General features: G+C 44.2%; 28 protein-coding genes. 19 read left to right on the plus strand and 9 right to left on the minus strand.

Features of this window, described 5'->3' with window-relative positions:
* Window positions 1-75 precede the first annotated feature (75 nt).
* Both QUB77_RS10360 and QUB77_RS10365 read left to right on the plus strand, forming a co-directional pair.
* Window positions 76-474 (plus strand): hypothetical protein, encoded by a 399-nt coding sequence (locus QUB77_RS10360; protein WP_333172015.1) that lies wholly within the window; start codon window positions 76-78, stop codon window positions 472-474.
* A 2-nt stretch (window positions 475-476) separates the two neighbouring features.
* Window positions 477-1,019 carry an Imm30 family immunity protein gene (locus tag QUB77_RS10365; RefSeq protein WP_333172018.1) on the plus strand — a complete coding sequence of 181 codons (543 nt, stop codon included), beginning with the start codon at window positions 477-479 and terminating at the stop codon, window positions 1,017-1,019.
* 220 nt (window positions 1,020-1,239) lie between these two features.
* Here QUB77_RS10365 and priA read toward each other — a convergent pair whose 3' ends face one another.
* A complete protein-coding gene (priA, locus tag QUB77_RS10370; protein ID WP_333172020.1) occupies window positions 1,240-3,801 on the minus strand; it encodes a primosomal protein N' in 2,562 nt (853 codons plus the stop codon).
* Between the two features lie 79 nt (window positions 3,802-3,880).
* Window positions 3,881-4,951, minus strand: a complete 1,071-nt coding sequence (locus QUB77_RS10375; RefSeq protein WP_333172022.1) for an ATP-binding protein — start codon at window positions 4,949-4,951, stop codon at window positions 3,881-3,883.
* A 377-nt stretch (window positions 4,952-5,328) separates the two neighbouring features.
* Here QUB77_RS10375 and QUB77_RS10380 point away from each other — a divergent pair, with 377 nt between their 5' ends.
* From QUB77_RS10380 to QUB77_RS10390, 3 genes are read left to right on the plus strand one after another with little or no spacing between them, the layout of a single operon-like run.
* The gene (locus QUB77_RS10380; protein WP_333172025.1) at window positions 5,329-5,574 is read left to right on the plus strand and encodes a hypothetical protein; all 246 of its coding nucleotides are present in this window, start codon (window positions 5,329-5,331) and stop codon (window positions 5,572-5,574) included.
* Window positions 5,564-6,508 (plus strand): fused MFS/spermidine synthase, encoded by a 945-nt coding sequence (locus QUB77_RS10385; protein ID WP_333172027.1) that lies wholly within the window; start codon window positions 5,564-5,566, stop codon window positions 6,506-6,508. The genes QUB77_RS10380 and QUB77_RS10385 overlap by 11 nt, the downstream gene beginning before the upstream one ends.
* A gap of 39 nt (window positions 6,509-6,547) precedes the next feature.
* On the plus strand, window positions 6,548-6,718 hold the full coding sequence (locus QUB77_RS10390) for a YqaE/Pmp3 family membrane protein (RefSeq protein ID WP_333172029.1): 171 nt from the start codon (window positions 6,548-6,550) through the stop codon (window positions 6,716-6,718).
* Between the two features lie 211 nt (window positions 6,719-6,929).
* On the opposite strand, the gene QUB77_RS10395 is transcribed toward QUB77_RS10390, so the two are convergent.
* Window positions 6,930-8,195: a lipid-A-disaccharide synthase gene (locus QUB77_RS10395; RefSeq protein ID WP_333172031.1), complete on the minus strand. Its 1,266-nt coding sequence runs from the start codon at window positions 8,193-8,195 to the stop codon at window positions 6,930-6,932.
* Between the two features lie 36 nt (window positions 8,196-8,231).
* Here QUB77_RS10395 and QUB77_RS10400 point away from each other — a divergent pair, with 36 nt between their 5' ends.
* Window positions 8,232-8,708: an ankyrin repeat domain-containing protein gene (locus QUB77_RS10400; RefSeq protein WP_333172033.1), complete on the plus strand. Its 477-nt coding sequence runs from the start codon at window positions 8,232-8,234 to the stop codon at window positions 8,706-8,708.
* Window positions 8,709-8,928: 220 nt separating this feature from the next.
* On the opposite strand, the gene QUB77_RS10405 is transcribed toward QUB77_RS10400, so the two are convergent.
* The 5 genes from QUB77_RS10405 to QUB77_RS10425 all read right to left on the minus strand — a co-directional run bounded on the left by QUB77_RS10405 (window position 8,929) and on the right by QUB77_RS10425 (window position 15,388).
* Window positions 8,929-10,515, minus strand: coding sequence for a hypothetical protein (locus tag QUB77_RS10405; protein WP_333172035.1), 1,587 nt, complete (start codon window positions 10,513-10,515; stop codon window positions 8,929-8,931).
* A gap of 208 nt (window positions 10,516-10,723) precedes the next feature.
* Window positions 10,724-11,794: a calcium-binding protein gene (locus QUB77_RS10410; RefSeq protein ID WP_333172037.1), complete on the minus strand. Its 1,071-nt coding sequence runs from the start codon at window positions 11,792-11,794 to the stop codon at window positions 10,724-10,726.
* A 120-nt stretch (window positions 11,795-11,914) separates the two neighbouring features.
* Complete coding sequence (locus QUB77_RS10415; RefSeq protein ID WP_333172039.1) at window positions 11,915-12,967, minus strand: calcium-binding protein; 1,053 nt, start codon at window positions 12,965-12,967, stop codon at window positions 11,915-11,917.
* 287 nt (window positions 12,968-13,254) lie between these two features.
* Window positions 13,255-14,274 carry a calcium-binding protein gene (locus tag QUB77_RS10420; RefSeq protein WP_333172042.1) on the minus strand — a complete coding sequence of 340 codons (1,020 nt, stop codon included), beginning with the start codon at window positions 14,272-14,274 and terminating at the stop codon, window positions 13,255-13,257.
* A 130-nt stretch (window positions 14,275-14,404) separates the two neighbouring features.
* Window positions 14,405-15,388 (minus strand): calcium-binding protein, encoded by a 984-nt coding sequence (locus QUB77_RS10425; protein ID WP_333172043.1) that lies wholly within the window; start codon window positions 15,386-15,388, stop codon window positions 14,405-14,407.
* Window positions 15,389-15,922: 534 nt separating this feature from the next.
* Here QUB77_RS10425 and QUB77_RS10430 point away from each other — a divergent pair.
* The 7 genes from QUB77_RS10430 (at window position 15,923) to QUB77_RS10460 (ending at window position 21,842) form a co-directional block, all read left to right on the plus strand.
* Window positions 15,923-19,918, plus strand: coding sequence for a magnesium chelatase subunit H (locus QUB77_RS10430; RefSeq protein WP_333172045.1), 3,996 nt, complete (start codon window positions 15,923-15,925; stop codon window positions 19,916-19,918).
* Between the two features lie 260 nt (window positions 19,919-20,178).
* On the plus strand, window positions 20,179-20,454 hold the full coding sequence (locus QUB77_RS10435) for a type II toxin-antitoxin system HicA family toxin (RefSeq protein ID WP_333172047.1): 276 nt from the start codon (window positions 20,179-20,181) through the stop codon (window positions 20,452-20,454).
* Window positions 20,444-20,650, plus strand: coding sequence for a type II toxin-antitoxin system HicB family antitoxin (locus tag QUB77_RS10440; protein ID WP_333172048.1), 207 nt, complete (start codon window positions 20,444-20,446; stop codon window positions 20,648-20,650). Before QUB77_RS10435 ends, QUB77_RS10440 begins: the two co-directional genes overlap by 11 nt.
* A gap of 40 nt (window positions 20,651-20,690) precedes the next feature.
* Entirely contained in the window at window positions 20,691-20,825 is a 135-nt protein-coding gene (locus tag QUB77_RS10445) for a hypothetical protein (RefSeq protein WP_333172050.1), read from the plus strand.
* A gap of 83 nt (window positions 20,826-20,908) precedes the next feature.
* Window positions 20,909-21,169, plus strand: a complete 261-nt coding sequence (locus QUB77_RS10450; RefSeq protein ID WP_333172052.1) for a type II toxin-antitoxin system HicA family toxin — start codon at window positions 20,909-20,911, stop codon at window positions 21,167-21,169.
* Between the two features lie 114 nt (window positions 21,170-21,283).
* Window positions 21,284-21,622, plus strand: a complete 339-nt coding sequence (locus tag QUB77_RS10455) for a type II toxin-antitoxin system HicB family antitoxin (protein ID WP_333172054.1) — start codon at window positions 21,284-21,286, stop codon at window positions 21,620-21,622.
* 13 nt (window positions 21,623-21,635) lie between these two features.
* The gene (locus tag QUB77_RS10460; protein ID WP_333172056.1) at window positions 21,636-21,842 is read left to right on the plus strand and encodes a type II toxin-antitoxin system HicB family antitoxin; all 207 of its coding nucleotides are present in this window, start codon (window positions 21,636-21,638) and stop codon (window positions 21,840-21,842) included.
* A 22-nt stretch (window positions 21,843-21,864) separates the two neighbouring features.
* Here the strand turns inward: QUB77_RS10460 and QUB77_RS10465 are convergent, their stop codons facing one another.
* Entirely contained in the window at window positions 21,865-23,253 is a 1,389-nt protein-coding gene (locus tag QUB77_RS10465; RefSeq protein ID WP_333172058.1) for an ATP-binding protein, read from the minus strand.
* A gap of 117 nt (window positions 23,254-23,370) precedes the next feature.
* On the opposite strand from QUB77_RS10465, the gene QUB77_RS10470 reads away from it, so the two are divergent.
* The 6 genes from QUB77_RS10470 (at window position 23,371) to QUB77_RS10495 (ending at window position 25,774) form a co-directional block, all read left to right on the plus strand.
* The gene (locus QUB77_RS10470; RefSeq protein ID WP_333172060.1) at window positions 23,371-23,523 is read left to right on the plus strand and encodes a hypothetical protein; all 153 of its coding nucleotides are present in this window, start codon (window positions 23,371-23,373) and stop codon (window positions 23,521-23,523) included.
* Window positions 23,524-23,557: 34 nt separating this feature from the next.
* Window positions 23,558-23,776, plus strand: a complete 219-nt coding sequence (locus QUB77_RS10475) for a hypothetical protein (protein ID WP_333172062.1) — start codon at window positions 23,558-23,560, stop codon at window positions 23,774-23,776.
* Between the two features lie 92 nt (window positions 23,777-23,868).
* Window positions 23,869-24,099 carry a hypothetical protein gene (locus QUB77_RS10480; RefSeq protein WP_333172063.1) on the plus strand — a complete coding sequence of 77 codons (231 nt, stop codon included), beginning with the start codon at window positions 23,869-23,871 and terminating at the stop codon, window positions 24,097-24,099.
* A gap of 145 nt (window positions 24,100-24,244) precedes the next feature.
* Window positions 24,245-24,424, plus strand: coding sequence for a hypothetical protein (locus QUB77_RS10485; protein WP_333172065.1), 180 nt, complete (start codon window positions 24,245-24,247; stop codon window positions 24,422-24,424).
* A gap of 155 nt (window positions 24,425-24,579) precedes the next feature.
* On the plus strand, window positions 24,580-24,789 hold the full coding sequence (locus QUB77_RS10490) for a hypothetical protein (RefSeq protein ID WP_333172067.1): 210 nt from the start codon (window positions 24,580-24,582) through the stop codon (window positions 24,787-24,789).
* A 157-nt stretch (window positions 24,790-24,946) separates the two neighbouring features.
* A complete protein-coding gene (locus tag QUB77_RS10495; RefSeq protein ID WP_333172068.1) occupies window positions 24,947-25,774 on the plus strand; it encodes a YqaE/Pmp3 family membrane protein in 828 nt (275 codons plus the stop codon).
* Window positions 25,775-25,889 lie beyond the last annotated feature (115 nt).

Consider the following 25,889-nt stretch of genomic DNA (forward strand, 5'->3'; position numbering starts at 1 on the left):
GACTTCAGTCCTTTCAAACTCGGATTTAAGGACTAAAGTCCTTACTACGAACTTATTACAGAATTAACCCCAATTATGCCAAATTCATTACTTTCGGGTGAGGGTGCTGTCGGTACTTATAGTGAATTACTCAAAACAGGATGTAGAGGCGATAACCTGACGCCACATCACATACCATCAAATGCGTTTATGGAAGCAAAAGTGCCTGCTTACACCAGAAACAAAGGGATAGCAATGATGATGGAGCATTTGTCACCAGGAATGGGCGGTCGTCACAGAGAAACGCTATCCTATGGACAATCCCCTAACTTAAATATATTACCAAGACAGGCTCTCGCTCGTGAAGTTTGGGATGTGCGATCGATTTATCGCTGTCAAGGACTTTACACCGCAGAAATTAAGCGGGGTTTACAGCAAGTCATTCAGCAAAATAAGTTAGCGTGGCAAGGTGTTTTCGATAAATGGAGGGTTTGAGAATGAGCCATAATTCATTAATTAACGTTTTAGAAACTAATAGATTGATGCGTTCCGATGAGGAAGTCGCTGCATTTGAAAATGCTCTAGCCGAACTTGCCAAAAACTCACCAATAGAAAATCTGCGAGAACTGCATCTAGTCTTAGATGACAAATGTCAGCACCCGGAAGTCATGTTTAGTCTCATCCATTTTCTAGAGTCTTTTGACGTAAAAAAACAACTTCAAGCATTTATTAATGCGGTGCCGCAATTAATCGTTTCCGCACCGGAATGGACGAAAATTATCCACGATCGCATCCTAAATGATGAGTCTGCGCGTGCTTGTTATCAAGATATTTTGTCTGCTGTTGACAGCCAAAGCTCACTGATGAAACAAACTATTGAGCTACCAAAAGAATTAGCTGACCTTTTAGAACAATATCTTAAAGAAATTCCTCCGAATCAATTAATTGTCTATTTGCGGGAGCAATTAGGCTTAGTCAAACCAGAATTCCAAGACCTTTCTGATTTGCTAGCAGTAGCAGGAGTCGCTAAAGATAAGTAGGTCACTCTAATTAAACCAGGACTTACGCAAAAATTGGCTTTACACACTACCCATAGCGGTAAGGTGCTCCCATAAGCACCCTACATATAGAGTAAGTGCGTCCAGGACTGTAAACGTAAAACGCTCTCGCTGTTATATCCCCGACTTCTTTAATAAGTCGGGGATATGGGTATTCTATTTTTTCCTACCAACTAAATTACAACACAGCCCATCAAATTTTTTAACCAAAATTCAACGGATCGACATCAATAGTTAAACTAACAGAACGCGGCGTGCGATCGCGCAACCCGATCAAATCCGACAAATCCACCGACTCATCCAAAGGCAACTTCAGCAAAATCTGCCACCGATAGCGATTTGCCACCCGCATAATCGCCGCAGGTGCAGGCCCCAACAACTCACACCCCGGTACAGACAATCGCTCAATATACTCCTGACAAACAGACGCCAATTGTACCGCCGTCACCGCCACTTCTGCCGCATCTACACTGCTCAATCGCAACAATACCAGCCGCCCCGAAGGTGGATAATTCAGCGCCGCTCTTTCTGCTAATTCTGTTTCCACAAAATCTGCATATTCGTGCCGCCTAACTGCTTGAATTACCCGGTGTTCGGGAGTGTAAGTTTGAATAATTACCCGCCCCGGATCGTCGCCTCTGCCCGCACGGCCCGCGACTTGAGTTAATGTTTGAAAAGCTCGTTCGCTTGCCCGATAGTCAGATAAATTTAGCAACCCATCAGCAGACACAACTCCCACCAATGTGACTCCAGCTAAATCCAACCCTTTCGTCAGCATTTGCGTACCCAACAAAATGTCAGCTTCCCCATTGGCAAATTGCGTTAACAATCGGCGGTGATCGCCCTTATTTCTAGTCGTATCGCTGTCAAACCGAATTGCCCGCAATTCGGGAAATAATCTTGTTAATTCCTGTTCTACTCGCTGAGTACCGCTGCCAAAGTTTTTGAAGTAAGGAGAACTGCATTCCGGGCAGTTTTGAGGGTGTCGTTCCGTGTGGTTGCAGTAGTGACAGCGCAATATTTCTGCGGTTGCTTCGCCGACGTGGTGATAAGAAAGCGAAACATCGCAGTTCGGGCATTCCATCACATAGCCGCAACTCCGACAAGAGACAAAGGTACTGTGTCCTCTTCTGTGAATAAATAGAATACCTTGCTGTTGTCTTGCTCGCAATTGTTCCAGGGCATTTTGCAGGGAAGCGCTGAAAATTGAGCGGTTTCCTTGCCGCAATTCTTGGCGCATATCGACTATTTCCACAGGCGGCATCGGGCGCGAATAAATGCGATCGGGCAATGATAAATAATGGATAGTTGGTAACGAGTAATAATCTCGGCGCGTCCCCACCAAAGTCTCTAAAGCTGGCGTTGCGGAACCTAAAATTAAGGGACAATTTTCTAATTCGGCGCGCCATTTGGCAACGGTGCGGGCGTGATAGCAGGGGGCTGGTTGGTCTTGTTTGAAGCTGCTGTCGTGTTCTTCATCGAGGATAATTAAGCCGAGGTCAGGTAAAGGCGCAAAAATAGCCGATCGCGTGCCGATGACAATTTGGGGGGTTCCAGTCAGCATCTGACGCCATGTATCGTAACGTTCGCCGTCGGATAGGGCGCTGTGGTAAACGCAAATTTGCTCGCCAAAACGGGCGCGGAATCGATCGGTAAGTTGCGGTGTGAGGCCGATTTCGGGAACGAGTACGAGGGCGGATTTGCCGCTGGCTAAGATTGGGGCGATCGCCTGCAAATACACTTCGGTTTTCCCGGAACCTGTAACGCCGTGCAGCAGCACTTGACGAAATCCTGAAAAAGAGTTAATAAACGCTAAGGCTTGAGCTTGAAAATGAGTTAAAGTTTTTGGTGCATCGGGCAATTGAGAAATTCCGCGATCGCCCCTGAGAACTTCCCTTTGGTCAATTACAACGCTACCTTTTTGCTCCAAAGCTTTTACAACCGAAGAACTCGCGCTGCAAATTCTCAGCAAATCGTTCAGCCACATTTCACCGCCACCGCGCCGCAAAACTTCCAATACTTCTTGTTGCCGCTTGGTTAAATCTGTGACAAAGGCACTAGCAATTAATGTCACTGCCGGTTTGAGTTGTGGTTTGGGAGGATTGGGCGGTTCTAAATAACTTTCTACCCAACCGCGTTTCAATAAATCTTTCAATCCCCGATAACTTCCCTTAACTTGGCGCTGGAGGTATTGCCAAGTGTAATCGCCGTTTTTTTGAGATTGCAGCAACTGTAAAATTTGACTGGCTGCGGGATTGAGAAATGTTTCGGCATTGGGCGAAATAGCACTTTTAATTAAGCGAATTCGGCGCACGGAACGGCTTAACAAACCGGGCGGCAGCGAGGCTCTAATTACTTGAATTAAAGGTGTGCAATAATAGGTGGCAGTGCGATCGAGCAATTCCCAGTAAGTCGGTGGGAAAAATCCCGTACTGACAACATCTTCGACATCTTTAACCCGCGCAGGATCTAAGTCTGGCGGCAGTTGAGAAATGAACCGAATCGCGATCGCGCCTACCTGTTGACTGCCAAAGGGTACACTCAAAATATCCCCTGGTTGCACGGTAAGTTCCGCAGGTAAACGATAGGTAAATAACTTGTTTTCCTCCCCAGCGGAGTCCCCCGCAACCCTGAAAGGAGAGTCCACCAATACCTCGATCCACTCTGCCCGCAGGGTGGGGCGCTGTGGCGGTTCGCTGCTGCCGTAGGATGCCCCGGCCTCTGCCGCTATAGGGGTTGACAAACCAAAAGTGACAGTAGACATAGGGTTGCACATCAAACTAGGAGGAGCCGCGGTCAAAGGGAGTTTTCATTATCCCTCAGTTTAGCTCGATCGATCGATCTTAGCTGCGGGAATTGGCGATCGGAATCTCGATCGCCAATTCAGTCCCTTCTCCAATTGCGGAGATGCACTCCAACCTCCCGCCGTGTTTGTCCACAACAATCTGATAGCTAATTGACAATCCCAAACCCGTCCCGTGACCAACTTGTTTGGTGGTAAAAAAAGGGTCGAAAATTTTCGCTTTTACAGATTCATTCATTCCCATACCATTATCTTTGATGCTAATCCTTGCCCAATTTTCGGAAAAAGTAGAAGTAGTAATTGTCATCTGGATAGGGTTGGCTTCTATCTGGTCCAGTGACGACTTTTGCTCTCGCTCCCGCAAGGCATCCACAGCATTATTAATGATGTTCATAAACACCTGATTTAATTGCCCAGCATAACACTCTACCTTGGGCAAAGATCCATAATTCTTAATAATTTTTATAGCCGAATGACCTGGTTTTTCTTTAGTTAAATGCTGCAAAATTAACAAGGTGCTGTCAATTCCTTCGTGAATGTTAACTGGTTTCTTTTCACCTTCATCTACCCGCGCAAAGTTCCGTAAAGTCAACACAATTTCGCGGATGCGCTCGGAGCCAACTTTCATTGATGAAAGAGTTTTCAACAAATCTTCGCGCAGAAAATCGATGTCAATTTTTTCCAGAAAAGCTTCAATTTCTGCATCTATTTCGGGATAACGATCCTGGTACATAGCGAGCAATTTTAAAATGTCTCCTGCATAGTCATTGACATAGGTAATATTGCCGTAGATGAAGTTAACGGGATTGTTGATTTCGTGGGCAATACCAGCTACCAAAATGCCCAAAGCCGACATTTTTTCGGCTTCGATCAATTTGATCTGCGTTAATTGCTGGTTTTCCAGAGCTTTTTCTAGTGTAGACATTCTGGCTTTTAAAATATTTTCGGAATCTTTAAATTCCTCCGTGAGCTTTTTTAGAAAAGAGTCTTGTTTTTGATTAAGGGCTTGTAATTGGCTGCGTTCGGTTTCCGAACTTTCGATTTTTTTCTGCAGGATTCGATTTTCATTTTCCAGCTCTTTGATTCTGTTTTCCCAGTCTGTTGGTTCCATCGGCTATTATTTTGAAACTCTAAATAGTGTCAGAACAGTTTTATTAGAAAATTTAGTTGCACCCTTTACCTAGTTACAATTTGGGAACACATCGCCTCGCCAATTGTGTCCGAAAATTTCAACACTTCATTTATTTTGGTCGATCTCAAAATCTTATCTAAGATACCTTCAAAATGTCAACATATTAATAACAAATCTGGTTAAAACCGATCGCTAGTTTTATTCCGCGCTGTCGCATTTGCAGGGTTTTCATCCGATTATTGATAAATAAGCAGGCCGATCGCAAACTTATAAAGGCGGGCCCAGGGCGAAAAATTGCCCGATTCAGACAACCTTTGTACAAAACCCGTCGGCAATGCAAAGCGAAAATATTAAATGTGAGTGATCTCGACCGGGGGCGACGGGAAAAGTGCGATCGCCCCCGGTCGATCGCGCACAAGCAATCTCAAGTAACAAGCTCATTGCTCTGTCCCAGAACGCAATCACACTATAGCATTGCTGAGAAATCTCACTTTAATGTGTCGATCGTACTCACACACCCGCACCATTTTGTGCTAATAACTACTACTTGTGACAACATCGACACAGCAGTTTATATTTGGAGAGTAATTGATGTCAGGTAGCGAAGTTCGTGCAGACTTTTGGATGAGCGAGTACATTACCCCTTGGGATATTTACGTTCACGGCATCATCGCGGTGCTCGCTTACAAGAAAACAGCCTATCAAGAAATGTACGTAGTTCAGACCGGTACCTACGGCAAAGGCTTAGTTTTGGACGGCAAATGGCAATCTTGTACAGGCGACGAGTTTCTGTACCACGAACCCCTGGTACACCCAGCCATGATTTGTCACGGTTCACCCAAAAAAGTCCTCGTTCTCGGTGGCGGAGAAGGAGCTACAATTAGAGAAGTGCTGCGCTGGAAAACAGTTGAAAAAGTCGTGATGATCGACATTGACGGCGAAGTAGTAGAAGCTTGTCGCGAACACCTGCCAGAAATGCACCAAAATGCCTTTGATGACCCCCGCTGCGAAGTAGTAATCGGCGATGCTTTGGACTATTTAGACAACACAGACAAAGATTGGGATATTGTCATTTCTGACTTGTCCGATCCCATTGAAGAAGGCCCATCTTTCCAGTTGTTTACCAAGGAGTATTTTGAGAAAGTTCGCAGCGTAATGTCACCTAACGGATATTTCGTAGTGCAAGCAGGCCCCGTTTCTCCGGCAGAAATGAAAATGCACGCTCGCATTGTGAATACCCTGAAATCGGTTTTCTCCAATGTTCAATCCTGCACCAGCTTTATTTCTACTTACGGAGCTCCTTGGGGTTTTGCCATAGCTTCTAATCAAGAAATAAATACGCGGCCCGAACCCGCAGTTACTGACAAATTACTCGCCGAGAAAACAACTGGCGGGTTGCGGATGTTCGACGGAATTACACTGTTGGGGTTGATGCAGCTTCCCGGTCACTTGCGGCAGGTAATAGCCGCTGAAACCGAAGTTTACACTATGGCAGCACCGCCTAAGTTTTTCGGGAAAGGCTCTGTCAGTCAGTGAAGTTAAATTGAAAGAGAAAACTCGTTGGGAGTAACTGAGATGACCAATTTAATTCGCATAGTCGCTGCAATTTTTCTTCCCCCGCTGGGCGTATTTTTGACGGTCGGCATCGGTACGGATTTTTGGATTAACCTGGTTCTCACGTTTTTGGGCTTTATTCCCGGTATCATTCACGCTGTTTGGGTGATTGCTAAGCACGATCGAGGTTAATCTCCTGTAGGGGCGGGTTCACCAGCAATAATTGCCAAAAACCGACAATCTCAAAAACCCGCCCCCACCCAACTAATAGCCTGTATCAACCTTTATTTATAAAATACTGGAATAATGCAGATTGAGATTTACAGTTGGGTGGGGGCGGGTTTATTTAGATAGTCGATTACAGTCAGAGATTGTTGGTGAACCCGCCCCTACGAGGTTTTATTTATTGTTGTAAATCAATTTCTTCACAAACCAATTCAGCAATTTTTTTCGCCGCCCCTGATTGTCCTCGAACCGCACGCAAACGATCGCCCATTTGTGCTAATTTTTCAGGATGGCTCAAATAGTCGATCGCCAACCCGGCCACAGCATCGGGTTCCAGCTTTCCAATTAACTCCGGCACAATCTCTTCCTGTGCCCAAATATTCGGCCAAGCATAAAGCTTTCCCTTTCCCAATTGCCAGATTAGCCAATTAATCGCAGTCGCAAAAGCTGAACCGACTAACGGCAAATTTGCCAGCAATCCCGGCAATCCATCCCAAGCTTTCATCGCATCCAATTGCTGCGTCGGAATCAAAACAATCATCGGTACCGCTAACGAACCCAATTCGGCAGTATTCGCTCCCACAGTAGTTAAACACAGGCTGCATTCTGATAGCAAATCGTAGGCGGGCGTCTGCGTCCAAAGTTCTACTTGCAAGTTATTTGCTGTCTGCAAAAACGGCCGTTCTGTTAAATGAAGTTCGGCGCTACCGTTCTCAAATAAATGCAGGCAAGGATTTTGTTCCGGGTCGGCAAAACGTGCTAAAGTTTGCACATCTATGGTAGGAGCAACGGGAATTACAAAGCGAGTTTCAGGGCGGATGCGGTGGATGGATTGGGCGATCGACAAACATAACGGTACACCTAAAGCTAATTTAGCCGCTTTAGAACCGGGCAACAATCCAATTAATTCTATTTTCCCTAGGGGCTGTGTACCCGTGCCCGCCCTGCCCGATTTCCCGTTCCCTACTTCGGAAATTAAATCTCCGACAACTGTAAATTTATTAGCATATTTTTGGGGAATTTTAGCAAAAACTTCCGGTTTCATCGCCGCAAATTTATCAATCCAGCGATACCACCGCGCGTCCCATTCAGCATAAATAACAGTGCGATATTTTAGCCTTTTGCCAATAACAACCGTAAAAAATTGATCGCCGCCTAAAAATAAAACAACTCCTGTTTGATGCCAATCCCAATTTTCAGCAGTTTTGCCAGATAATAGGAAAGGAAAAAAATGCTCCGGTGCTTGCACTCTGTCCACTTCTGGGTAGGAACCGGCGATTTGTGCTTCTTTCCCCGTGGCGTGCGGACAGGGGGACAGCACCACAGAGATTCGCGCTTGAGTGCCCGCGTTTCCCAATTGCTCGCGCAAAGCTTGCACGGCGGGACGCACCCAAGTTGCCAATTCTCCGGGGCCGTTGGAGAGGATTAAAATATCGACTGTCATAGGATTTAATATTTGAGAGGATACAAGGGAGAATTTATGACAGATTTAATTGATGCCGTCAAGACGGGTGATGTTGCGGCTGTAGAAAGTGCGATCGAACAGCGTGCAGATATCAATGCCAAAGATGAGGAAGGCGCGACGGCTTTGACGACTGCGGCTGAGGCTGGCAATTCTGATATTGTCAAAAAATTGCTGGCGGCTGGTGCGGATGTCAACAGTCACGATAATGACGGGTGGACGCCGTTAATGAGTGCCGCTGCTGCCGGACATACCGAGATTGTACAGCTTTTGCTGGAGGCGGGGGCGGATGTGAATGCTAAAACTAATTTTGGTTTGACGGCTTTGATGAGTGCAGCAGGTAGCGGGCGCACTCAAGTTGTGGAAGTTTTAATCGATAAGGGAGCTGATATCAAAGCTAAGGATAATAATACTTGGACTGCGTTAATTTGGGCGTCTTCGGAGGGCCACAAAGATGCGGTTGAGCTTTTGAAGCTAGCGCGCGATCGGGCTTAATTACTCACAGGAATTACGCATTAAAGCCAGACAAACCGGGTTTTTTACCTAATCTGTGGACTATAACGAAGGATTTTCGTAAAAAAAACCGCTTTCCGACTACCCCATGCGTAAGTCCTAAATTCAGAAACTGGGTTGATTCAAGAAACCGGGTTTTTGATTAAACCCGGTTTATGAGAGTCTTTGCATAAATCCTGTTAACATTTCATCAACCCGGTTTCTAGCCCAGCAAGAAAGGATTCTGGCCAAATTCGGTGCTAGGAAATGTCAGTTGTTTCAAATTCAATCCAGCACCTCCCTCAAGAATTGCAATTCTATCTCCTGCTTTTGAGATGACTAAATCTGCACCCACTGGAGATATTTGATAGTCACTGAGTTTGCCTGATAGCTGGAGTGCATCTCCCTGACTAAGGTTGAAGCCGCGAATCCGAGTCTCCTCCGGGCCTAAATACAATTCTTGAGTGCTGTTGCTGAAGCTACCAGGCGACGACGACGTATTATCATAAGCCAAAATAAAAGTATCAGCACCTTCGCTACCAATCAAGGTATCAAATTCGTTGCTGCCGTCGCTAAAATAACTGCCATCAAAATCAACTCCAATAATTGTCGTTTTTCCTTTACCAAAACCAGTCACAATATCATTCCCAGAAGTCCCCACAAAAGTTGCAGTTCGATTGGTTTCAAATTGACCAACTTTTGTATACTGATCGAGACCGGAAGCAAAACTTCCTGCTTTAACCGCCGCAGCAACATCGGGATTGTTTGCTAAATATCCAGCTTCCCAAAAGTTATCCAATACAGAAACTTTATCAAAAATTAAGAGATCGCGCCCCCGATTTACGAAAAACGGCATATTCTGACCGCCCTCGACTATACCTACCGGTGCGAAAGCCCTAATCGGCCCCACACTAATCCTAAAATCTCCATTAGGAGTATTGTTGAACATATAGTTGCCTCGCGTTCCCGCTAGGCGGATTTTATCGGCTTGCGGCTCAAAGTTTTTAATCGTAGCATAGTTGGAGTTGCTAACTCCCCCGTAGAATTGACCCCCATTCACCTCGGAAAAATCCCCAATACCGAGCACGAAAGTATCAGTACCGTTACCGCCAATTAGGGTGTCGTTTACGGGGGAGGGAAAACCGGAAGGTTTTTCATAAACTCGATCGCCCGCTGCATTTAAAGATACTTGAATGCCAATGATTTCAACATTTCCCACACCAAATCCCGTTACAATGTCAGTGCCTTTAGTACCGACAAATGTAGCCGATCGCGCTGGCTCAAATTGTCCTAATTTTCGGTAGTGCTCCCCACCTGTTTTGAAAACTCCCGCCTTGACTGATGCTGCTACATCGGGGTTTTTCAGCAAGTATTCTGGTTCAAAAAAGGTGTTCGCATAAAGACCTTCTTTGGCTCCGAATTTGATAAAGTGTTCCAAACCCGATTTGAAAGTGCCGTTCTGTACAAACGGCACAAGTACGGGGTATCGTTTTAAATAAAATGCTTCGTCGTAGTCGGGCGATACTTGGGTGCGGCCTTCATCGTAACCAAACTGAATAAAGTGGTCTAAACCAGAGGCAAAAGGCGCGTTTGGATTGTTGGCGCTACGAACCACGAGAGCAATACCTGGATTTTGAGATAGATAGGTTTCTTCGTCAAAGTACCGCGATACTTGGGTGAGACCGGCGGCTTGACCGAACTTTTCAAAGTGTTCTTTTCCAGATTGGATAACTCCTGCATCAATGGCTGGCTTGACCCAAGGATATTGAGCCAGGTAGTATTGTTCGTCAAAAATGTCATAATTTGTCATAATTATTGCTCCAAGCTTAGTTTGCTTACTTGTCGGTTAAACTTGACCCACTATAGCTAACTCTACTAACTCAGTATGTCAAGTTAATTATTGTTAAGCTTGTTTTATTATTTTTAGGGCCAATACAAAAGTGCGATCGCACTTTTTTTGAAGGTGCGATCGTACTCCCCAGCAGCAGTCAGGCAAATCCCCACTAGCTTAGAGATTTCTAGCTAAGTAAAGGTAGATTAGCTCTAGATTCTGGTAATAAATTCAACTTGAGATTTCCGCCGCCTTCAATAACAGCGATCGTGTCAAAGCTACTAATTCCCGAACTTCCATCTGGAAAGTAGACGAACAAGCCGTTCGTTTGGATAGCTAAATCTCGATTGTTGTTGATGGGAAATATCAAGAATTTATCTAAGGAAGGTTGGATATCGCTTGTTGCTAGCTGAATGCTATCCTGACCTTGGGTAAAATTCCGAATTGTAGCAAAACCAGGCCCGATATATAACTTTGTTGGGGAACTGTATCCCTTACCACCAGTACCTTGCATAACGTCTGCGAGTACGAATTTATCGCGGCCGCTACCGCCAGTGAGAGTATCGAATTCATTACTGCCGTCACTTTCATAATTTCGGCCGGGGATGGAAAAGGAACCACCTGTACCTAAACCTACTTCAACTCCAATTAATTCGGTATTGCCCACCCCAGCACCGGTAATGAGGTCATTTCCGGAAGTTCCGATAAAAGTCGCAGAGCGGCTTGGATCGTTTTTGCCGAAATTGAAGTAGTGTTCGCGACCAGTTTTCAAAGCTCCCGATTCGACAAACGACTCAACATCGGAGTATTTGTTTAAGTATTCTGTTTCAAAAAAAGAAGTCCCAAACTGACCGTCTTTGATGCCGAATTGAATGAAATGCTGGTAGCCGTTTTTAAAAGTTTCATTCTGAATAAACGGCTGCAACTGTCGGTTATTTGCGAGATAAAACGCTTCGTCATACTCAGGCGATACGCGAGTGCGACCTTCTTCGTAACCGTATTGGATAAAGTGGTCTAGGCCCGTCGCAAAAGGTGCATTTGGGTTGTTGGGGGTGCGGACTAAGGCAGCGATGTCTGGGTTGCCAGCGAGGTAAGTAGCTTCGTCAAAATACCGCGATACTTTAGTTAAGCCGCCGGCTTGACCGAATTTTTCAAAGTGTTCTAATCCCGATTTGATGACTCCTGCATCAATGGCTGGTTTGACCCAAGGATATTGAGCAAGGTAGTATTGTTCGTCAAAAATTGCGTAACTAGCCATGTTTTCCTACTGTGGCTTTAATGAGCTGTTTCTGCATCTTATCAATCCTCCCGAACTGATACAATTACCTGACCGGGTGATTTTTTCCAACAGTCCTATCGCACTTAAGCTCTATGCTTTCTAGCCCAGGAAAGTGAGACCGACTGGAGGACTAAACGGATTTATCATCCCAATCGGTTGCAGAGTTAGATTTGATCCGCCCTGAATTCTGGCAAGTGTATCTCCCGATTTTTGAATTAATAAGTCCGCCCCTGATGGAAATATACTCAGTTCATTAAAACTTTCCACCAACTGAATAAAATCTTTTCCTTTTTCAAAATTGACAATCCTGGCCTCGCCACTGCCCGTATAGAAATCTACCCGGCTGAGCAAACTACGTCGGTTGTTGGGAACAGCATCTCCGAGCACGAAGTAATCAATGCCAGAAGTGCCAATTAATGTATCGAATTCAGTGGTAGTCAGGAAAGGCTCTCTCGTGATGTCATCCAATTTCAAAGCGTCATACTTATTCTTATTAATGCCAAAAGGTGGATTAGGGCCGGCGAAAGCTACTTGCAGTCCGATAATTTGATTTTTTCCCGCTGTAAATCCCGTGACGATATCATTACCGTTGGTTCCTGTAAAAAAGCCGTATCGATTTGACTCAAATTGCCCAAATTTTAGATAGTGTTCTCGACCAGTTTTTAAACTTCCCGCCTCCACAACTGCCGCCACATCTGGGTTATCTCCCAAGTAACGTGGTTCAAAGAAACTTGTCCCGTACCTACCTTCTGTTTTTCCGAATTGGATAAAGTGTTGAAAGCCGGATTGAAAAATTCCGTTCTCCACGAAGAAAGTTATTTCCGGGTGGCGCTTTAAATAAAAAACTTCGTCGTAGTCAGGCGATACTCGCGTGCGGCCTTCTTCGTAACCAAACTGGATAAAGTAGTCTAAACCTGAAGCAAAGGGTCGGTTTTGGTTGTTGGCGGTGCGAACAAATGGTGCAATATCTTGATTTTGAGCTAGATATGTATCTTCGTCAAAATATCGCGATATGTTTGTGAGGCCGGCGGCTTGACCGAATTTTTCAAAGTGTTCTCTTCCTGATTTGATGATTCCTGCATCAATGGCTGGTTTCAGCCACGGATATGAAGCAAGGTAGTATTGTTCGTCAAAAATTGCGTAACTAGCCATGTTTTCCTCCTGCGGATTTAATGAGGTATTTATGCAATTTCTAAATAATCACGAACAGAGACAATTATTTGATTCGGTGATTTTACCCAATCAAATCTCACTTAAGCTCTATGCTTTATAGCCGAGGAAAGTGAGATATACGGGAGGACTAAATGGATTTGTAATCCCAATATGTTGCAGATTTAGAGTCGCTCCGCCTTGACTTGTGGCGATTGTATTTACCGAGTATTGAATTAATAAGTCTCCCCATGATGAACTAAGCAAAACTATCCATAGTGGCGATATTTCTACCCAAGGAAAGATCTAATAACACTAGATCCTGGTAAGAGATTCAAATTGAGATTGCCACCACCTTCAACAACAGCGATTGTGTCAAAGCGACTGGCTAGGAAAACTCCATTTTCAACTGCGGGAAAACCATTCGTTTGGATAGCTAAATCTCGATTATTGTTGATGGGAAAAACCAATAATTGATCTAAGGGAATCCCTATCTGGATGATATCCTGACCTTGAGTAAAGTTCCGAATTGTAGAAAAACCTGGGCCAATGTAGAACTGTCTGGATGAGAGGGTTCCTCCCCTGAAGCCAACAATGTCACCGAGCACGAATTTATCGCGGCCGCTACCGCCAGTGAGAGTATCGAATTCATTGCTGCCGTCACTTTCATAATTTCGGGGGCCGGGATAGGTAAAACCTACTTCAACTCCAATTAATTCGACCTTCCCTACCCCTACACCAGTGAGGATGTCATTACCGGAAGTTCCGACAAAAGTTGCCTCGCGGCTTGGCTCGAATTGCCCAAACTTGAAGTAATGTTCCCGACCAGTTTTTAATGTTCCAGAGCTGATAGCCTCAAACACATTGACGAAGTATTCCGGTTCAAAGAAAGATGTTCCAAAACGACCTTCTTTTACCCCGAAGAGAATGAAATGCTGGTAGCCATTTTTAAAGGTTCCATTCTGAATAAACGGCTGCAAATCTTGGTTAGTTGCTACGTAAAACGCTTCGTCATACTCAGGCGATACGCGAGTGCGACCCTCTTCGTAACCGTATTGGATAAAGTGGTCTAGTCCTGTCGCAAAAAGCGCATTTGGATTGTTGGGAGTGCGGACAAAGGGTTTAAGGTCTGGATTTCCCTCAAGGTAAGTATCTTCGTCAAAATACCGCGATATTTTTGTGAGGCCGGCGGCTTGACCAAATTTCTCAAAGTGTTCTCTTCCAGATTTGATGATGCCTGCATCAATGGCTGGTTTCAGCCACGGATATTGCGAAAGGTAGTATTGTTCGTCGAAGATATCGTAATTCATAGTTGGCTATTTAAAGTAAAGTGCGATCGTACTTTTTCATAGCATAATCGCCCCCAACAAATTAAAAGTCATCAATCATCAGTATTAACTAATGACTAATGACCAATGACTAATGACCAATGACCAATGACTAACCAATTAAGAAAGTACCGTTACCGTTAGATTCTTGGAAACTCAAATTCAAACTTGCTCCTCCTTCAATCACGCCCAGCACATCTCCAAAACGTTGGATTGACAAATTGCTACCAATGGGAGTTAGGCTGTAGCCGTTTAATGAAGTTCCTTGCAGTTGGATAAAATCGCTTTCGATGTCGAAGTTGCGAATGGTAGCTTGACCGTTACCCAAATACAGCGGTGTCGCGGAGGGATTCTGGGCTGCGGCAGGAACTCCGAGTACGAATGTATTGGTTCCCGGAGCACCAATCAAGACATCGAATTCATTGGTGCCAAAGCTTTCATACTGGCGGTTGCCTTGGGGATCTATACCTACTTCCACTCCCACAAGTTCGACATCGCCCACGCCAACACCAGTTAAAACATCGTTGGTACGAGTGCCGACAAAAGTCGCGTCGCGGGCAGGCTCAAATTGTCCAAAATTGAAGAAGTGTTCCCGGCCGGTTCTCAAGTTTCCAGAGTTGACAAACGGCACGATGTCGGGGTTTTCTTTTAAGTATTCGGGTTCAAAAAATGAAGTTCCAAACCGACCTTCTTTGGCCCCGAATTGAACGAAATGCTGGTAGCCTGATTTGAAAGTTCCGTTTTGAATAAACGGTTGGAGTTCAGAGTTGTTGGCTAAATAAAAGGTTTCGTTGTATTCGGGTGATACTTGGGTGCGGCGCTGTCCTTCATCGTAACCGAACTGGATAAAGTGATCGAGGCCGGTCGCAAAAGGCGCGTTTGGGTTGACTGTACGGACGAAGGGTGCGAGGTCTGGATTCCCCGCAAGGTAAGCATTTTCGTCAAAATAACGCGATACTTTAGTTAGACCGCCTTCTCGCCCAAATTTTTCAAAGTGTTCTCTTCCAGATGAGATGACTCCTGCGTCAATGGCTGGTTTGACCCAAGGATATGAGGCGAGGTAGAATTGTTCGTCGAAAATTGCGTAGTTAGCCATGTTTTCCCCTTAAGGTTTTGATGAGTTTGAGAGTTTATAGCAATTAGCTTTCCATGAACTCGATCGCCAATCCGGAATTTACACAAAACAGACGTTATGAAATGGTTTTAAATTCCTGGTAAAATATCAATCTTGATGACGCAGCAATTATCCGAAGGCTACATTCTGCCTTCAGAATTTATGCGTTTTTCCCATTAGTTAATTTGTCATCGCAAGTTTTATCAATTCTACAAAACTTGGAACTTTTTTCAGGATTTTTTTCTCAATAGTTGGTTAATTTTTAATTATTTTTATCCAACTCATTAATCGTATACACATAAATATAAATATGTCAAGTAAATTTTTGTAAATAAAATATGGAGTATTTGCTCAAGGAATTTATAAAAAAATGTAACGAAAAGTTGGCCTAAATTTGTCGAATTGTGTCATGTGCAGGCTCAAATCGCCTAATGGCAAGCGTTTTCTGGTAAAAATGCTTATGGGATAAAAAAATTCCCGATTCCCGAAAACAGCATCTTAAAGGAGCCTAACCGGATGTTCACTCACGTCAAGCCCACCATTCGCCACGTCGTGCCGGAAAACTTGCAGGGGCGATCGCTCATGAAGGTGGTCTATGTCGTACTGGAACCGCAGTATCAAAGCGCCTTGTCGGCAGCGGTTCGATCGATAAACCAGAAAAATCCGAATCTGGCAATAGAAATCAGTGGCTACCTGATCGAGGAACTCCGCAGCCCGGAAAATTACGAAGCCTTCAAGCGGGATGTGGCGGATGCCAATGTATTTATTGCTTCTCTAATTTTCATCGAAGATTTGGCCGAAAAAGTGGTAGCGGCGGTGGAACCGCTGCGCGACAGCTTGGATGTCGCCGTCGTCTTCCCGTCGATGCCTGGGGTAATGCGACTCAATAAAATGGGCAGTTTCTCGATGGCACAGTTGGGACAAAGCAAAAGTGCGATCGGCGAATTCATGAAAAAACGGAAGGAAAAATCCGGGAGTTCCTTCCAAGACGGAATGCTGAAACTGCTGCAAACTTTGCCGAAAGTGCTGAAATATTTGCCCATCGACAAAGCCCAAGACGCGCGCAACTTCATGCTGAGTTTCCAGTATTGGCTGGGCGGTTCCCAAGAAAACTTGGAAAACTTCTTGCTGATGCTGTCACATAAATATGTATTCAAAGGCCAGGAACAGCTAACTTTTCAAGAGCCCGTTGTCTACCCGGATATGGGAATTTGGCATCCTTTGGCACCGTCGATGTTTGAGGATGTAAAAGGCTACCTCACTTGGTATAACGCCCGCAAAGATATTTCCGCAGACCTCAAAGACCCCCTCGCACCTTGCATCGGCTTGGTGTTGCAGCGGACTCACTTAGTCACGGGAGATGACGCGCACTATGTAGCAATGGTGCAGGAATTGGAGGCAATGGGGGCGCGGGTGGTGCCGATTTTTGCCGGCGGTTTGGACTTCTCGAAACCAGTCGAAACTTTCTTCTTGGAAGTTGGAACCAAAGGTGTGGCACCGCTGCCCATAGTTGATGCGGTGGTTTCTCTGACTGGTTTTGCTTTGGTGGGCGGCCCGGCGAAACAAGATCACCCGAAGGCGATCGAATCTTTGAAAAAATTAAATTGCCCTTACATGGTGGCTTTGCCGCTGGTTTTCCAAACGACGGAAGAGTGGGAAAATAGCGATTTAGGCTTGCACCCGATTCAAGTTGCTTTGCAAATTGCCATTCCCGAGTTGGATGGCGCGATCGAACCGATTATTTTGTCGGGAAGAGATGGCGCAACTGGCAAGGCGATCGCCCTGCAAGACCGGATCGAAGCAATTTCCCAGCGCGCGATGAAGTGGGCCATGCTGCGCCGCAAACCAAAATTAGATAAAAAAGTTGCGATCACAGTTTTCAGTTTCCCGCCGGACAAAGGCAACGTCGGAACAGCCGCTTATTTGGACGTTTTCGGCTCGATTTACCAAGTATTGAAAGCCTTAAAAGGCAACGGTTACGACTTGCCAGAATTGCCGGATTCCGCCGAAAAACTGATGCAAGAAGTCATCCACGACGCAACAGCCCAATACCAAAGCCCGGAATTAAATGTTGCTTACCGGATGTCGGTAGCTGAATACGAAGAATTCACTCCTTACTCGGAACGCTTGCAAGAAAATTGGGGTCCGCCTCCGGGACATTTAAACAGCGACGGACAAAATTTGCTGATTTTCGGCAAACATTTCGGCAATGTGTTTATCGGAGTGCAACCTACTTTTGGATACGAAGGCGATCCGATGCGGTTGTTATTCTCTCGTTCCGCCAGCCCGCACCACGGTTTTGCTGCTTACTATACATATTTGGAGCGCATTTGGGGTGCGGATGCGGTGCTGCACTTTGGCACTCACGGTTCCCTAGAATTCATGCCCGGTAAGCAGATGGGAATGTCTGGGGAATGTTATCCCGACAGTTTGATCGGCAAAATTCCCAATATCTATTATTACGCCGCCAACAATCCCAGCGAGGCAACAATTGCTAAGCGCCGCAGTTATGCTGAAACAATCAGCTATCTGACTCCTCCGGCTGAAAATGCTGGTTTGTACAAAGGTTTGCAGGAACTCAGCGAGTTAATTGCTTCTTATCAAACTTTGAAAGAGACTGGGCGCGGTGTGCCGATTGTTGATGCGATCGTTGAAAAATGCCGTTTGGTGAATTTGGATAAGGATATCGCCCTACCTCCCGAACAAGAAAGAGGGGTTGCTGCGGGAATGACTTCGGAGGAACGCGACAATTTAGTTGGCTTGGTTTACCGCAAGTTGATGGAGATTGAGTCGCGGTTGTTACCTTGCGGTTTGCACGTTATCGGTAAGCCGCCCACTGCTGAAGAGGCGATCGCAACTTTGGTGAATATCGCCAATTTAGACCGCGAAGAAGACGGGCTGATCAGCTTGCCGCGGATTATTGCTAATAGTCTTGGACGCGATATCGGCGAAATTTACACTAACAGCGACAAAGGCATTTTAACTGATGTCGAATTGCTGCAAAACATCACCTTGGCCTGTCGGGATGCCGTGGGCGCTTTAGTGAAGGAACAAACCGACGCTGAGGGTAGAGTTTCCCTTGTTTCTAAGTTGAATTTCTTCAACATGGGCAAGAAAACACCTTGGCTTGAAGCTTTGCACGCCGCCGGTTACAAAAAAATCGATCCTGAACCGATTAAACCGCTGTTTGAGTATCTGGAATTCTGCTTGCAGCAAGTTTGTGCCGACAACGAATTAGGCGCTTTGTTGCGCGCGTTAGAAGGCGAGTATGTTCTGCCTGGCCCCGGTGGCGATCCGATTCGCAACCCGGATGTTTTGCCGACTGGCAAGAATATGCACGCTTTGGACCCGCAGTCAATCCCTACAACGGGGGCGGTTAAGTCTGCTAAGGTTGTAGTCGATCGGCTGTTAGAAAGACAGCGCGTTGATAACGGCGGAAATTACCCAGAGACGATCGCCGTTGTGTTGTGGGGAACCGACAACATCAAGACTTACGGGGAATCCCTCGCCCAAGTAATGTGGATGGTGGGAGTGAAGCCAGTTCCCGACGCATTGGGCCGGGTAAACAAACTGGAATTGCTTTCTTTAGAAGAGTTGGGACGCCCTCGGATCGACGTAGTAATTAACTGTTCCGGCGTATTCCGCGACTTGTTCATCAACCAAATGAATTTGTTAGATAAAGCCGTGAAAATGGCAGCGGAAGCCGACGAACCCTTAGAGATGAACTTCGTCCGCAAACACGCCCTGAAGCAAGCGGAAGAAATGGGAATCAACCTGCGACAAGCAGCAACCCGGGTATTTTCCAATGCCTCTGGTTCCTATTCATCTAACGTCAACTTAGCGGTAGAAAACAGCACTTGGGAAAGCGAAGCCGAGTTGCAGGAAATGTACTTAACTCGCAAATCCTTCGCCTTTTCTTCCGACAATCCCGGAACAATGGAACAAGACAGGAAGATTTTTGAATCATCCTTGAAAACTGCGGAAGTGACCTTCCAAAACTTGGATTCTGCCGAGATCTCCCTAACCGACGTGTCGCACTATTTCGACTCCGATCCGACTAAATTGATCGGCAGTTTGCGCGCAGATGGGAAGAAACCGACATCCTTTGTTGCTGATACAACGACAGCCAACGCGCAGGTGCGGACGCTATCAGAAACCGTGCGTTTAGATTCGCGGACTAAGCTGCTGAATCCGAAGTGGTACGAGGGGATGTTGTCGCACGGTTATGAAGGCGTGCGGGAGATTTCTAAGCGTCTGGTGAATACGACTGGATGGAGTGCGACGGCGGGCGCTGTGGATAATTGGGTGTATGAGGATGTCAACACTACGTTTATCCAAGATGAGGAGATGCAGAAGCGTTTGCTTAACTTAAATCCTCATTCGTTCCGCAAGATTGTCAGCACTTTGCTTGAGGTGAATGGCCGGGGTTATTGGGAAACTTCGGAGAGTAATTTGGATCGTCTGCGTGAGTTGTATCAGGAGGTGGAAGACCGGATTGAGGGGGTAGAATAAGATTCCCGAATTAGTGTAGAATGGTGTAGGGGTAGCTGATACCCCTGCACTGTTTTGTGAACATCAAGTTGAGGTAGATAAATTTAAGAGAATTGGTATAGTTTAAGGGTAGAGATTACCGTACTGATACCCCCTTCAGCAGTAGGGAAAACTCTACACAAACTATGTGAAAATCTCTAGTTAGTATGTTATACTGTATGTATAAGATAATTAATATACAAAACATCAAGTTAATATACTAACCATTAAGAGAAATTATTATGGCTCAAATAGACAAACTACTAGCTAAGCTGATGCTTGGGGCATCTGATGCTAACTTTTCCTTTAGCGATTTATGTCAAATTCTCCAGATTTTAGGTTTTGACGTAAGGATTAAGGGAAGTCACCATATTTTTAGTAAGGAAGGTGTCGAAGAAATTCTCAACCTCCAACCACAAAAAGGAGATAGGTCAAAAGCTAAGGTCTTTCAAGTCAAGCAAGTTCGGGCAGTAGTTTTGAATTATAAACTGGTCAATCAAGATGATAATGAAGTATGAAGTAATTATTTACTGGAGTCAGGAAGACCAAGCTTTTATTGCCGAAGTGCCTGAATTACCTGGCTGCGCCGCCGATGGTGAAACTTATCAAGAAGCTCTGCAAAATGTAGAATTGATTATGCAGGAGTGGATTGAGACGGCTCAGGAATTAGGGCGCTCTATCCCTCAACCTAAAGGTAGATTGATGTTTGTGTAGTTGAAATAGAATAACGGGCGATCGCCTATTTCTTCCCAAAGTGCGATCGCCCTTATTTTCCCCAAGTTACGATCGCCCCTATCTTCCCCTAAGTGCGATCGCCCCAGAGCTTTCGGCCGATCGAACTTTGGCGAGTATTCTCGAAGAAAGTGGTGTTTGTTCCAGTCTCAAGTAGTCTTGGCGCGAGATTAGCTCAGCTTCTTGACATTGATATCATATTATGATATCATAAATTTAATTATAATAAACAAAATTTTTATGGAACTAAATAATAAACATCGTAAGATTTTAGAATCAATTTTTACAGATCCTATACCAGCTAATATTAATTGGCAAGATATTGAAAATTTATTTACAGCACTCGGTGCTACTGTTACTCAAGGTTCTGGTTCGCGGGTTCGCATTTTATTAAATGAGGTTAGAGCTGTATTTCACGAACCACATCCTCAAAAAGAGACAGATAAAGGAGCAGTTAAATCTGTCAGGGAATTTTTGATAAAGGCGGGGGTTGAGCCATAATGACTTAGCTGTTAACGGGAAAATCCTTGCGGAGCGCCCAAATTAACAAGAGTATTAGCATAAAATTCATCATTCACAAATTGAACTTATTGAAAGAGGAAGAGTATTACAGCCATGATGACTTACAAGGGTTACAGTGCTAGCATTGAAGTAGATTTAGAAGCGGAAATTCTTTTCGGGCGAGTTCTAGATATTAATGACGTAGTGACTTTTAAAGCACAAACTATTGAAGAAGCTCGCCAAGAATTCCAAAACTCGATCGATGATTATCTAGAGTTTTGCAAAGAATTGGGACAGGAACCTGATAAACCATTTTCAGGTAAACTTCCCTTCCGCACTACTCCCGAACATCACCGCAAAATCTTTATTGCGGCAAAGAAGGCTGGCAAAAGTATTAACAATTGGATGGATGAGGTTTTAATTAAAGCAGCCGATCAAGCAATTAACACTTAATTAACGTAGGATAATGAAGTACGAACTAATCCTTAACTGGAGTGATGAAGACCAGGTATTTATTGCCGAAGTACCAGAATTGCCAGGATGTGCTGCGGATGGGGAAACTTATCAAGAAGCATTACAAAATCTAGAGATTATTATGCAGGAGTGGGTTGAGACTGCTCGGCAATTAGGGCGATCGATCCCTCAACCTAAAGGTAGATTAATGTTCGCATAATAGAGCAAGGTTCCCGCCCTTTTTAATTCGATCGGTTAGAAAGATACCGACTTTGCACATACTGTTTAATCACAGGATTCAAAATAAATAAAGTTATCTTTTCCCGTTCTACAGCTTCCAATAAAAACCGATTTCCCAGAGATCGCACTGCATTGACTATTTCTGACGGCGAAAATGGTATTTTGTTGAAGATTTGCGACACAGCAACGGGTTCAGGTTGATTAGCCAGGTGAGTCATCACTGCCAACTCTGCCGGAGTCAAACGCCCAAAAGGTTGAGATAACTGAGATTGCAACCCTTCATCTAAAATCGGCATCTCGCACTGCAAAAACTCAGAAACTCTTCCCCCAAACAACTCTTGAATCAGCGTTGCAGTCAACTCCAACCACAGGGGATTTCCTTGATAAATATCAATCAATGTTTCCCATGTTTCCTCATCGGATAACTTTTGTGAGTTCAAAATTTCTTGAGCTGCGACTCCTAAACTTCCCAATACAAAACATCGCACGGGATGATTATATTTTGATAATCTGGCAATTTCTCTGGGTTTTTCCCAACTATTCAATATCAAACTACTTTGATGACAAACTTCGGCAATTAGTTTAAAAAATAACTGATAATCTTCATATCCAGTTTTATATTGTCCCGCTAGTTGTCCGCTGCCCAAAAGCATCTGCACGTCATCGAGGACAATCAGACATCGGTTTTTTCGCAGGGAATCGAGGATTTGGGAAATTTGGGTTTCGATGCTTTGGGCAGTTTCTGATTGTTGGGAAAAGATTTGCAGCAGGTTGGTGAGGGTTGCATCGAGGGTTGGGGAAAAGCGGAGGCTGCGATAGATGACGTAATCGAATTGGGTTTTGATGCGATCGATCAGGCTTAGGGAGAGGGTTGTTTTGCCGATGCCGCTGATTCCTAGGAGGGCGATTAGGCGTGTGCGTTCCTGTGTTATCCAGTTTTCGAGGGTGGAGAGTTCAGAAGTGCGATCGAAAAACCTGAAGATTTCGGGTGCGTCGCCTAAGTCGATGTGGAGTTGTTTAGGAGTTTGTTGCGGGTTTTGCGGAGGTGTGGGACTTCTCGATTTTTCCTGACAAAAGTTGACATTATGATTAACTGTTCCATAATTTTCACCAATAGCTGAATTATTATAAAATTTAGCTCTTTCTAGTATGGCTCTAACATTTACTTTACTGACATCTTCGCCTAATACCTCGGAAAGTAGTTTCCAGAGTTCAGCAGCAGCAACCCTAACATAACCTTCACTACAATCCCGGTCTTTTGCTATTTTTGCGGCATATTTTCGACCTTGGAGGGTTTCTTTTAAAATTGCCTCTTGCAGGTCGTCTAAGTGTTTCCCTGTTTTAGAAAAAACTTTTTCATCGGCAAATCTTAAGACTTCCTTAAGCTCCATAGGTCGCTTTTGAGGTAATTTTTAGTGATTATAACTTATTTTTTATAACTTTTTAGATAACATTACATAACGTTTTCTAACGCGAGTGGGTGGGCGAGGCCGCAATGGGGTCGTTGTATGATTTTTGGAGTAGATGTTGGTTGCACTGAGAGCGATCGTGCTACATCCGATATTGTCGATATTTCTGGCATTTGCGGGCTGCCTGGGGTAAGTCCCGACAGTTCCGACTTACTCAAAGCTACGATTGCACTGAAATACCATTATAGGTAAGTGCTGAATATCATAAGTATAAATGAGCATTCAAATGGCATACAAATCAGATCATGATTTCAGGACAGGTCTGTTTAGACAAGTAACGAGGGGGATGGATAAGGATCAAGATCGCGAGTTCCATGATTATTTACATGATAATTACTGGGAAGAAAAAGATAGTATGACCTATCAGATGCTATTGGATGCTGCTAAAGCGTTTATGTCCCGCAACTACCCAGACTATTCATGGAACGGTCAGAAATGGAGTTGATCATAAAAGCAATGGTACATCATTACGGTTGCTGAACACAAACAAGTGTCCAAGGATACAGAATTTATCCATTCAATGACATTAAGCGAACAATGGGAAAACAAGCAGAAGCACTCATAGAAAAATTTGGTGGCAACTACAATTATACGCAGTTGCGCCAAATCAAGAAAGATTTTGGACTTTCCAAAATTCAATATGAGTATCCAGGTTCGGTCAAGGACAATACTTTTACAGATCTAGAAGAGCTGGCTAAAGACGGTGATGCAGATGCGAAGAAAGCAATTAAGCTTCTCTTGCAAACCACAAGGCTAAATGAAAAATAAGGTCAAAGTTGAATAGCCTGAGCTTTTGGGAGGTATTCCAATCTAAATAAGATAGTGATAGGCTCAAAAATGAGCAATCGCTTGGCTTCATCTTAGTATCATTTTTTTGGAGTTTTACACAAAACGATTGCTTAGGAGATTAGTCATGGCTAAAGAAAAGATTGGTGAAGTTGAATCGCCAACGGGTGGTAAATCTTATGTCTATTGGGACAAAGACACGGGCAAAGTATACGCTGCTAGCGAGTATGCTGGTACAGCATCATCAGAGCAGCAGGCTATGATTGAAGCCAATTATTATGCAGCAACTAAAAAGCCACGAAGCTAAAAAGTTGTGAAACTCATCAAACTCAATCTGTTATGTATTAGTAGAAAGCATGGGCAAGGGATTAAGAGGAGGCGATCGCACTTTATCACCCAAATCTCGCTCAAATCTGACTGATGACTAATAATTTTTGAAAACAAAAAGGAGCTTTTTTTTGTATGAGTCAAAATTCAACGCCAGATGCTAACGATGCTGACAAGCTACGAGAATGGGCAAACAAACAGATAGAGAATTACAGCGATTCAAGTTCGAGTGCAGATAACAACCTTGTTAAAGATGTTGCTAAAGGTGTGGCTAGCGAACTAGGGCGAATTGCTTTAGGAGTTGTTACCCTTGGGCTTTCTGAAGAGTCAAGAGATAAAGATTGATTAACACAAGTAGCGATCGCTAAAGTTTATAAAAGAGGTTTAATCTTTGGCGATCGCTCTCTCGAATTTTAAGTACACACAGTCAGAAAGCAGGTTGAATACATAGCTTATTAATTTTTATATTAGTTAATTAGAGTAAAAAAAAGGATAAAATACCATGTCGGATCATGATTTTGAAAATGACTATAAAATAGCAGAACAGCGTTATAAGCAAATGGCAAGCGAAGCCGATGACTTGCGATACGAAGCATTGAAAAATTTGAATAACGAAAATTATTTAGGAGCTATAGATAATTGTCAAGAGTATTTAAAAATAATAGATTCACTACCAAGAATAGCAGTTGAATTATATTGTAAGGTCTCTTGTAAAATGTACAGTGGAGATTTGGTGATATACACAGCTTCTATTTTCAAAATACTGTATTTAGCCTATTTTTGTTGTGACGATACGAGAGTATTAGAATCTTGGGTGTGTCTCCAAAAACTCAATCAAATCATTACTAAGTATAGGTTAGTGGAACCCAAAAAAGCTAAAAATTGGTTAGAATATAAAGCACTGTTAGAAGCTATTAGGAGGATGTATTTTGAACTACAGAGTGACCTGAAAAAGTATACCAGGGAACTTCAGGAGTGCAATTTTATAAATGATAGTTTGGAAATAAAGGAAGAAATTGTATTAGCCAAACATCCAAATGTTGATCGTGAAAATTTGAGCTATTTGAAAAATTACTATCCGTTACTATTCAAAAAAAAGCTTGATGAAAACCCAGAGGATGGTAAAAAGTTTCTTCGCATAGTCGCTGCGATTTGGTTTCCCCTGGTGGGCGTATTTTTAACGGTTGGCTTTGGCCTTCATTTGTGGATAAACCTGGCGCTGATGGTATTTTTGGGTTCATTGAACGTAGCTTCTAATCCGCTCGCTCTTCTTGGTGCGTGTATTCTCCTCATTATTCATGCTCTTTGGGTGGTGTTTAATGAAGATTAAAGTTAAGCAGTAGGGAAATGCGATCGCCCTGATTTCCCCAAAGCGCGATCGCCCTTATCTTCCCAAAGTGCGATCGCCCTTATCTTCCCAAAGTACGATCGCCCTTATCTTCCCC

Source organism: Microcoleus sp. AT9b-C3 (assembly GCF_036705485.1).
Lineage (GTDB): Bacteria > Cyanobacteriota > Cyanobacteriia > Cyanobacteriales > Microcoleaceae > Microcoleus.

Bases quoted from the DNA above. Each gene is read 5' to 3' on its own strand.
- QUB77_RS10360 (WP_333172015.1), top strand. From the start codon at position 76: ATGCCAAATTCATTACTTTCGGGTGAGGGTGCTGTCGGTACTTATAGT.
- QUB77_RS10365 (WP_333172018.1), top strand. From the start codon at position 477: ATGAGCCATAATTCATTAATTAACGTTTTAGAAACTAATAGATTGATG.
- priA (WP_333172020.1), bottom strand. From the start codon at position 3,801: ATGTCTACTGTCACTTTTGGTTTGTCAACCCCTATAGCGGCAGAGGCC.
- QUB77_RS10375 (WP_333172022.1), bottom strand. From the start codon at position 4,951: ATGGAACCAACAGACTGGGAAAACAGAATCAAAGAGCTGGAAAATGAA.
- QUB77_RS10385 (WP_333172027.1), top strand. From the start codon at position 5,564: ATGTCAGGTAGCGAAGTTCGTGCAGACTTTTGGATGAGCGAGTACATT.
- QUB77_RS10390 (WP_333172029.1), top strand. From the start codon at position 6,548: ATGACCAATTTAATTCGCATAGTCGCTGCAATTTTTCTTCCCCCGCTG.
- QUB77_RS10395 (WP_333172031.1), bottom strand. From the start codon at position 8,195: ATGACAGTCGATATTTTAATCCTCTCCAACGGCCCCGGAGAATTGGCA.
- QUB77_RS10400 (WP_333172033.1), top strand. From the start codon at position 8,232: ATGACAGATTTAATTGATGCCGTCAAGACGGGTGATGTTGCGGCTGTA.
- QUB77_RS10405 (WP_333172035.1), bottom strand. From the start codon at position 10,515: ATGACAAATTATGACATTTTTGACGAACAATACTACCTGGCTCAATAT.
- QUB77_RS10410 (WP_333172037.1), bottom strand. From the start codon at position 11,794: ATGGCTAGTTACGCAATTTTTGACGAACAATACTACCTTGCTCAATAT.
- QUB77_RS10415 (WP_333172039.1), bottom strand. From the start codon at position 12,967: ATGGCTAGTTACGCAATTTTTGACGAACAATACTACCTTGCTTCATAT.
- QUB77_RS10420 (WP_333172042.1), bottom strand. From the start codon at position 14,274: ATGAATTACGATATCTTCGACGAACAATACTACCTTTCGCAATATCCG.
- QUB77_RS10425 (WP_333172043.1), bottom strand. From the start codon at position 15,388: ATGGCTAACTACGCAATTTTCGACGAACAATTCTACCTCGCCTCATAT.
- QUB77_RS10430 (WP_333172045.1), top strand. From the start codon at position 15,923: ATGTTCACTCACGTCAAGCCCACCATTCGCCACGTCGTGCCGGAAAAC.
- QUB77_RS10435 (WP_333172047.1), top strand. From the start codon at position 20,179: ATGGCTCAAATAGACAAACTACTAGCTAAGCTGATGCTTGGGGCATCT.
- QUB77_RS10440 (WP_333172048.1), top strand. From the start codon at position 20,444: ATGAAGTATGAAGTAATTATTTACTGGAGTCAGGAAGACCAAGCTTTT.
- QUB77_RS10450 (WP_333172052.1), top strand. From the start codon at position 20,909: ATGGAACTAAATAATAAACATCGTAAGATTTTAGAATCAATTTTTACA.
- QUB77_RS10455 (WP_333172054.1), top strand. From the start codon at position 21,284: ATGATGACTTACAAGGGTTACAGTGCTAGCATTGAAGTAGATTTAGAA.
- QUB77_RS10460 (WP_333172056.1), top strand. From the start codon at position 21,636: ATGAAGTACGAACTAATCCTTAACTGGAGTGATGAAGACCAGGTATTT.
- QUB77_RS10465 (WP_333172058.1), bottom strand. From the start codon at position 23,253: ATGGAGCTTAAGGAAGTCTTAAGATTTGCCGATGAAAAAGTTTTTTCT.
- QUB77_RS10470 (WP_333172060.1), top strand. From the start codon at position 23,371: ATGATTTTTGGAGTAGATGTTGGTTGCACTGAGAGCGATCGTGCTACA.
- QUB77_RS10475 (WP_333172062.1), top strand. From the start codon at position 23,558: ATGGCATACAAATCAGATCATGATTTCAGGACAGGTCTGTTTAGACAA.
- QUB77_RS10480 (WP_333172063.1), top strand. From the start codon at position 23,869: ATGGGAAAACAAGCAGAAGCACTCATAGAAAAATTTGGTGGCAACTAC.
- QUB77_RS10485 (WP_333172065.1), top strand. From the start codon at position 24,245: ATGGCTAAAGAAAAGATTGGTGAAGTTGAATCGCCAACGGGTGGTAAA.
- QUB77_RS10490 (WP_333172067.1), top strand. From the start codon at position 24,580: ATGAGTCAAAATTCAACGCCAGATGCTAACGATGCTGACAAGCTACGA.
- QUB77_RS10495 (WP_333172068.1), top strand. From the start codon at position 24,947: ATGTCGGATCATGATTTTGAAAATGACTATAAAATAGCAGAACAGCGT.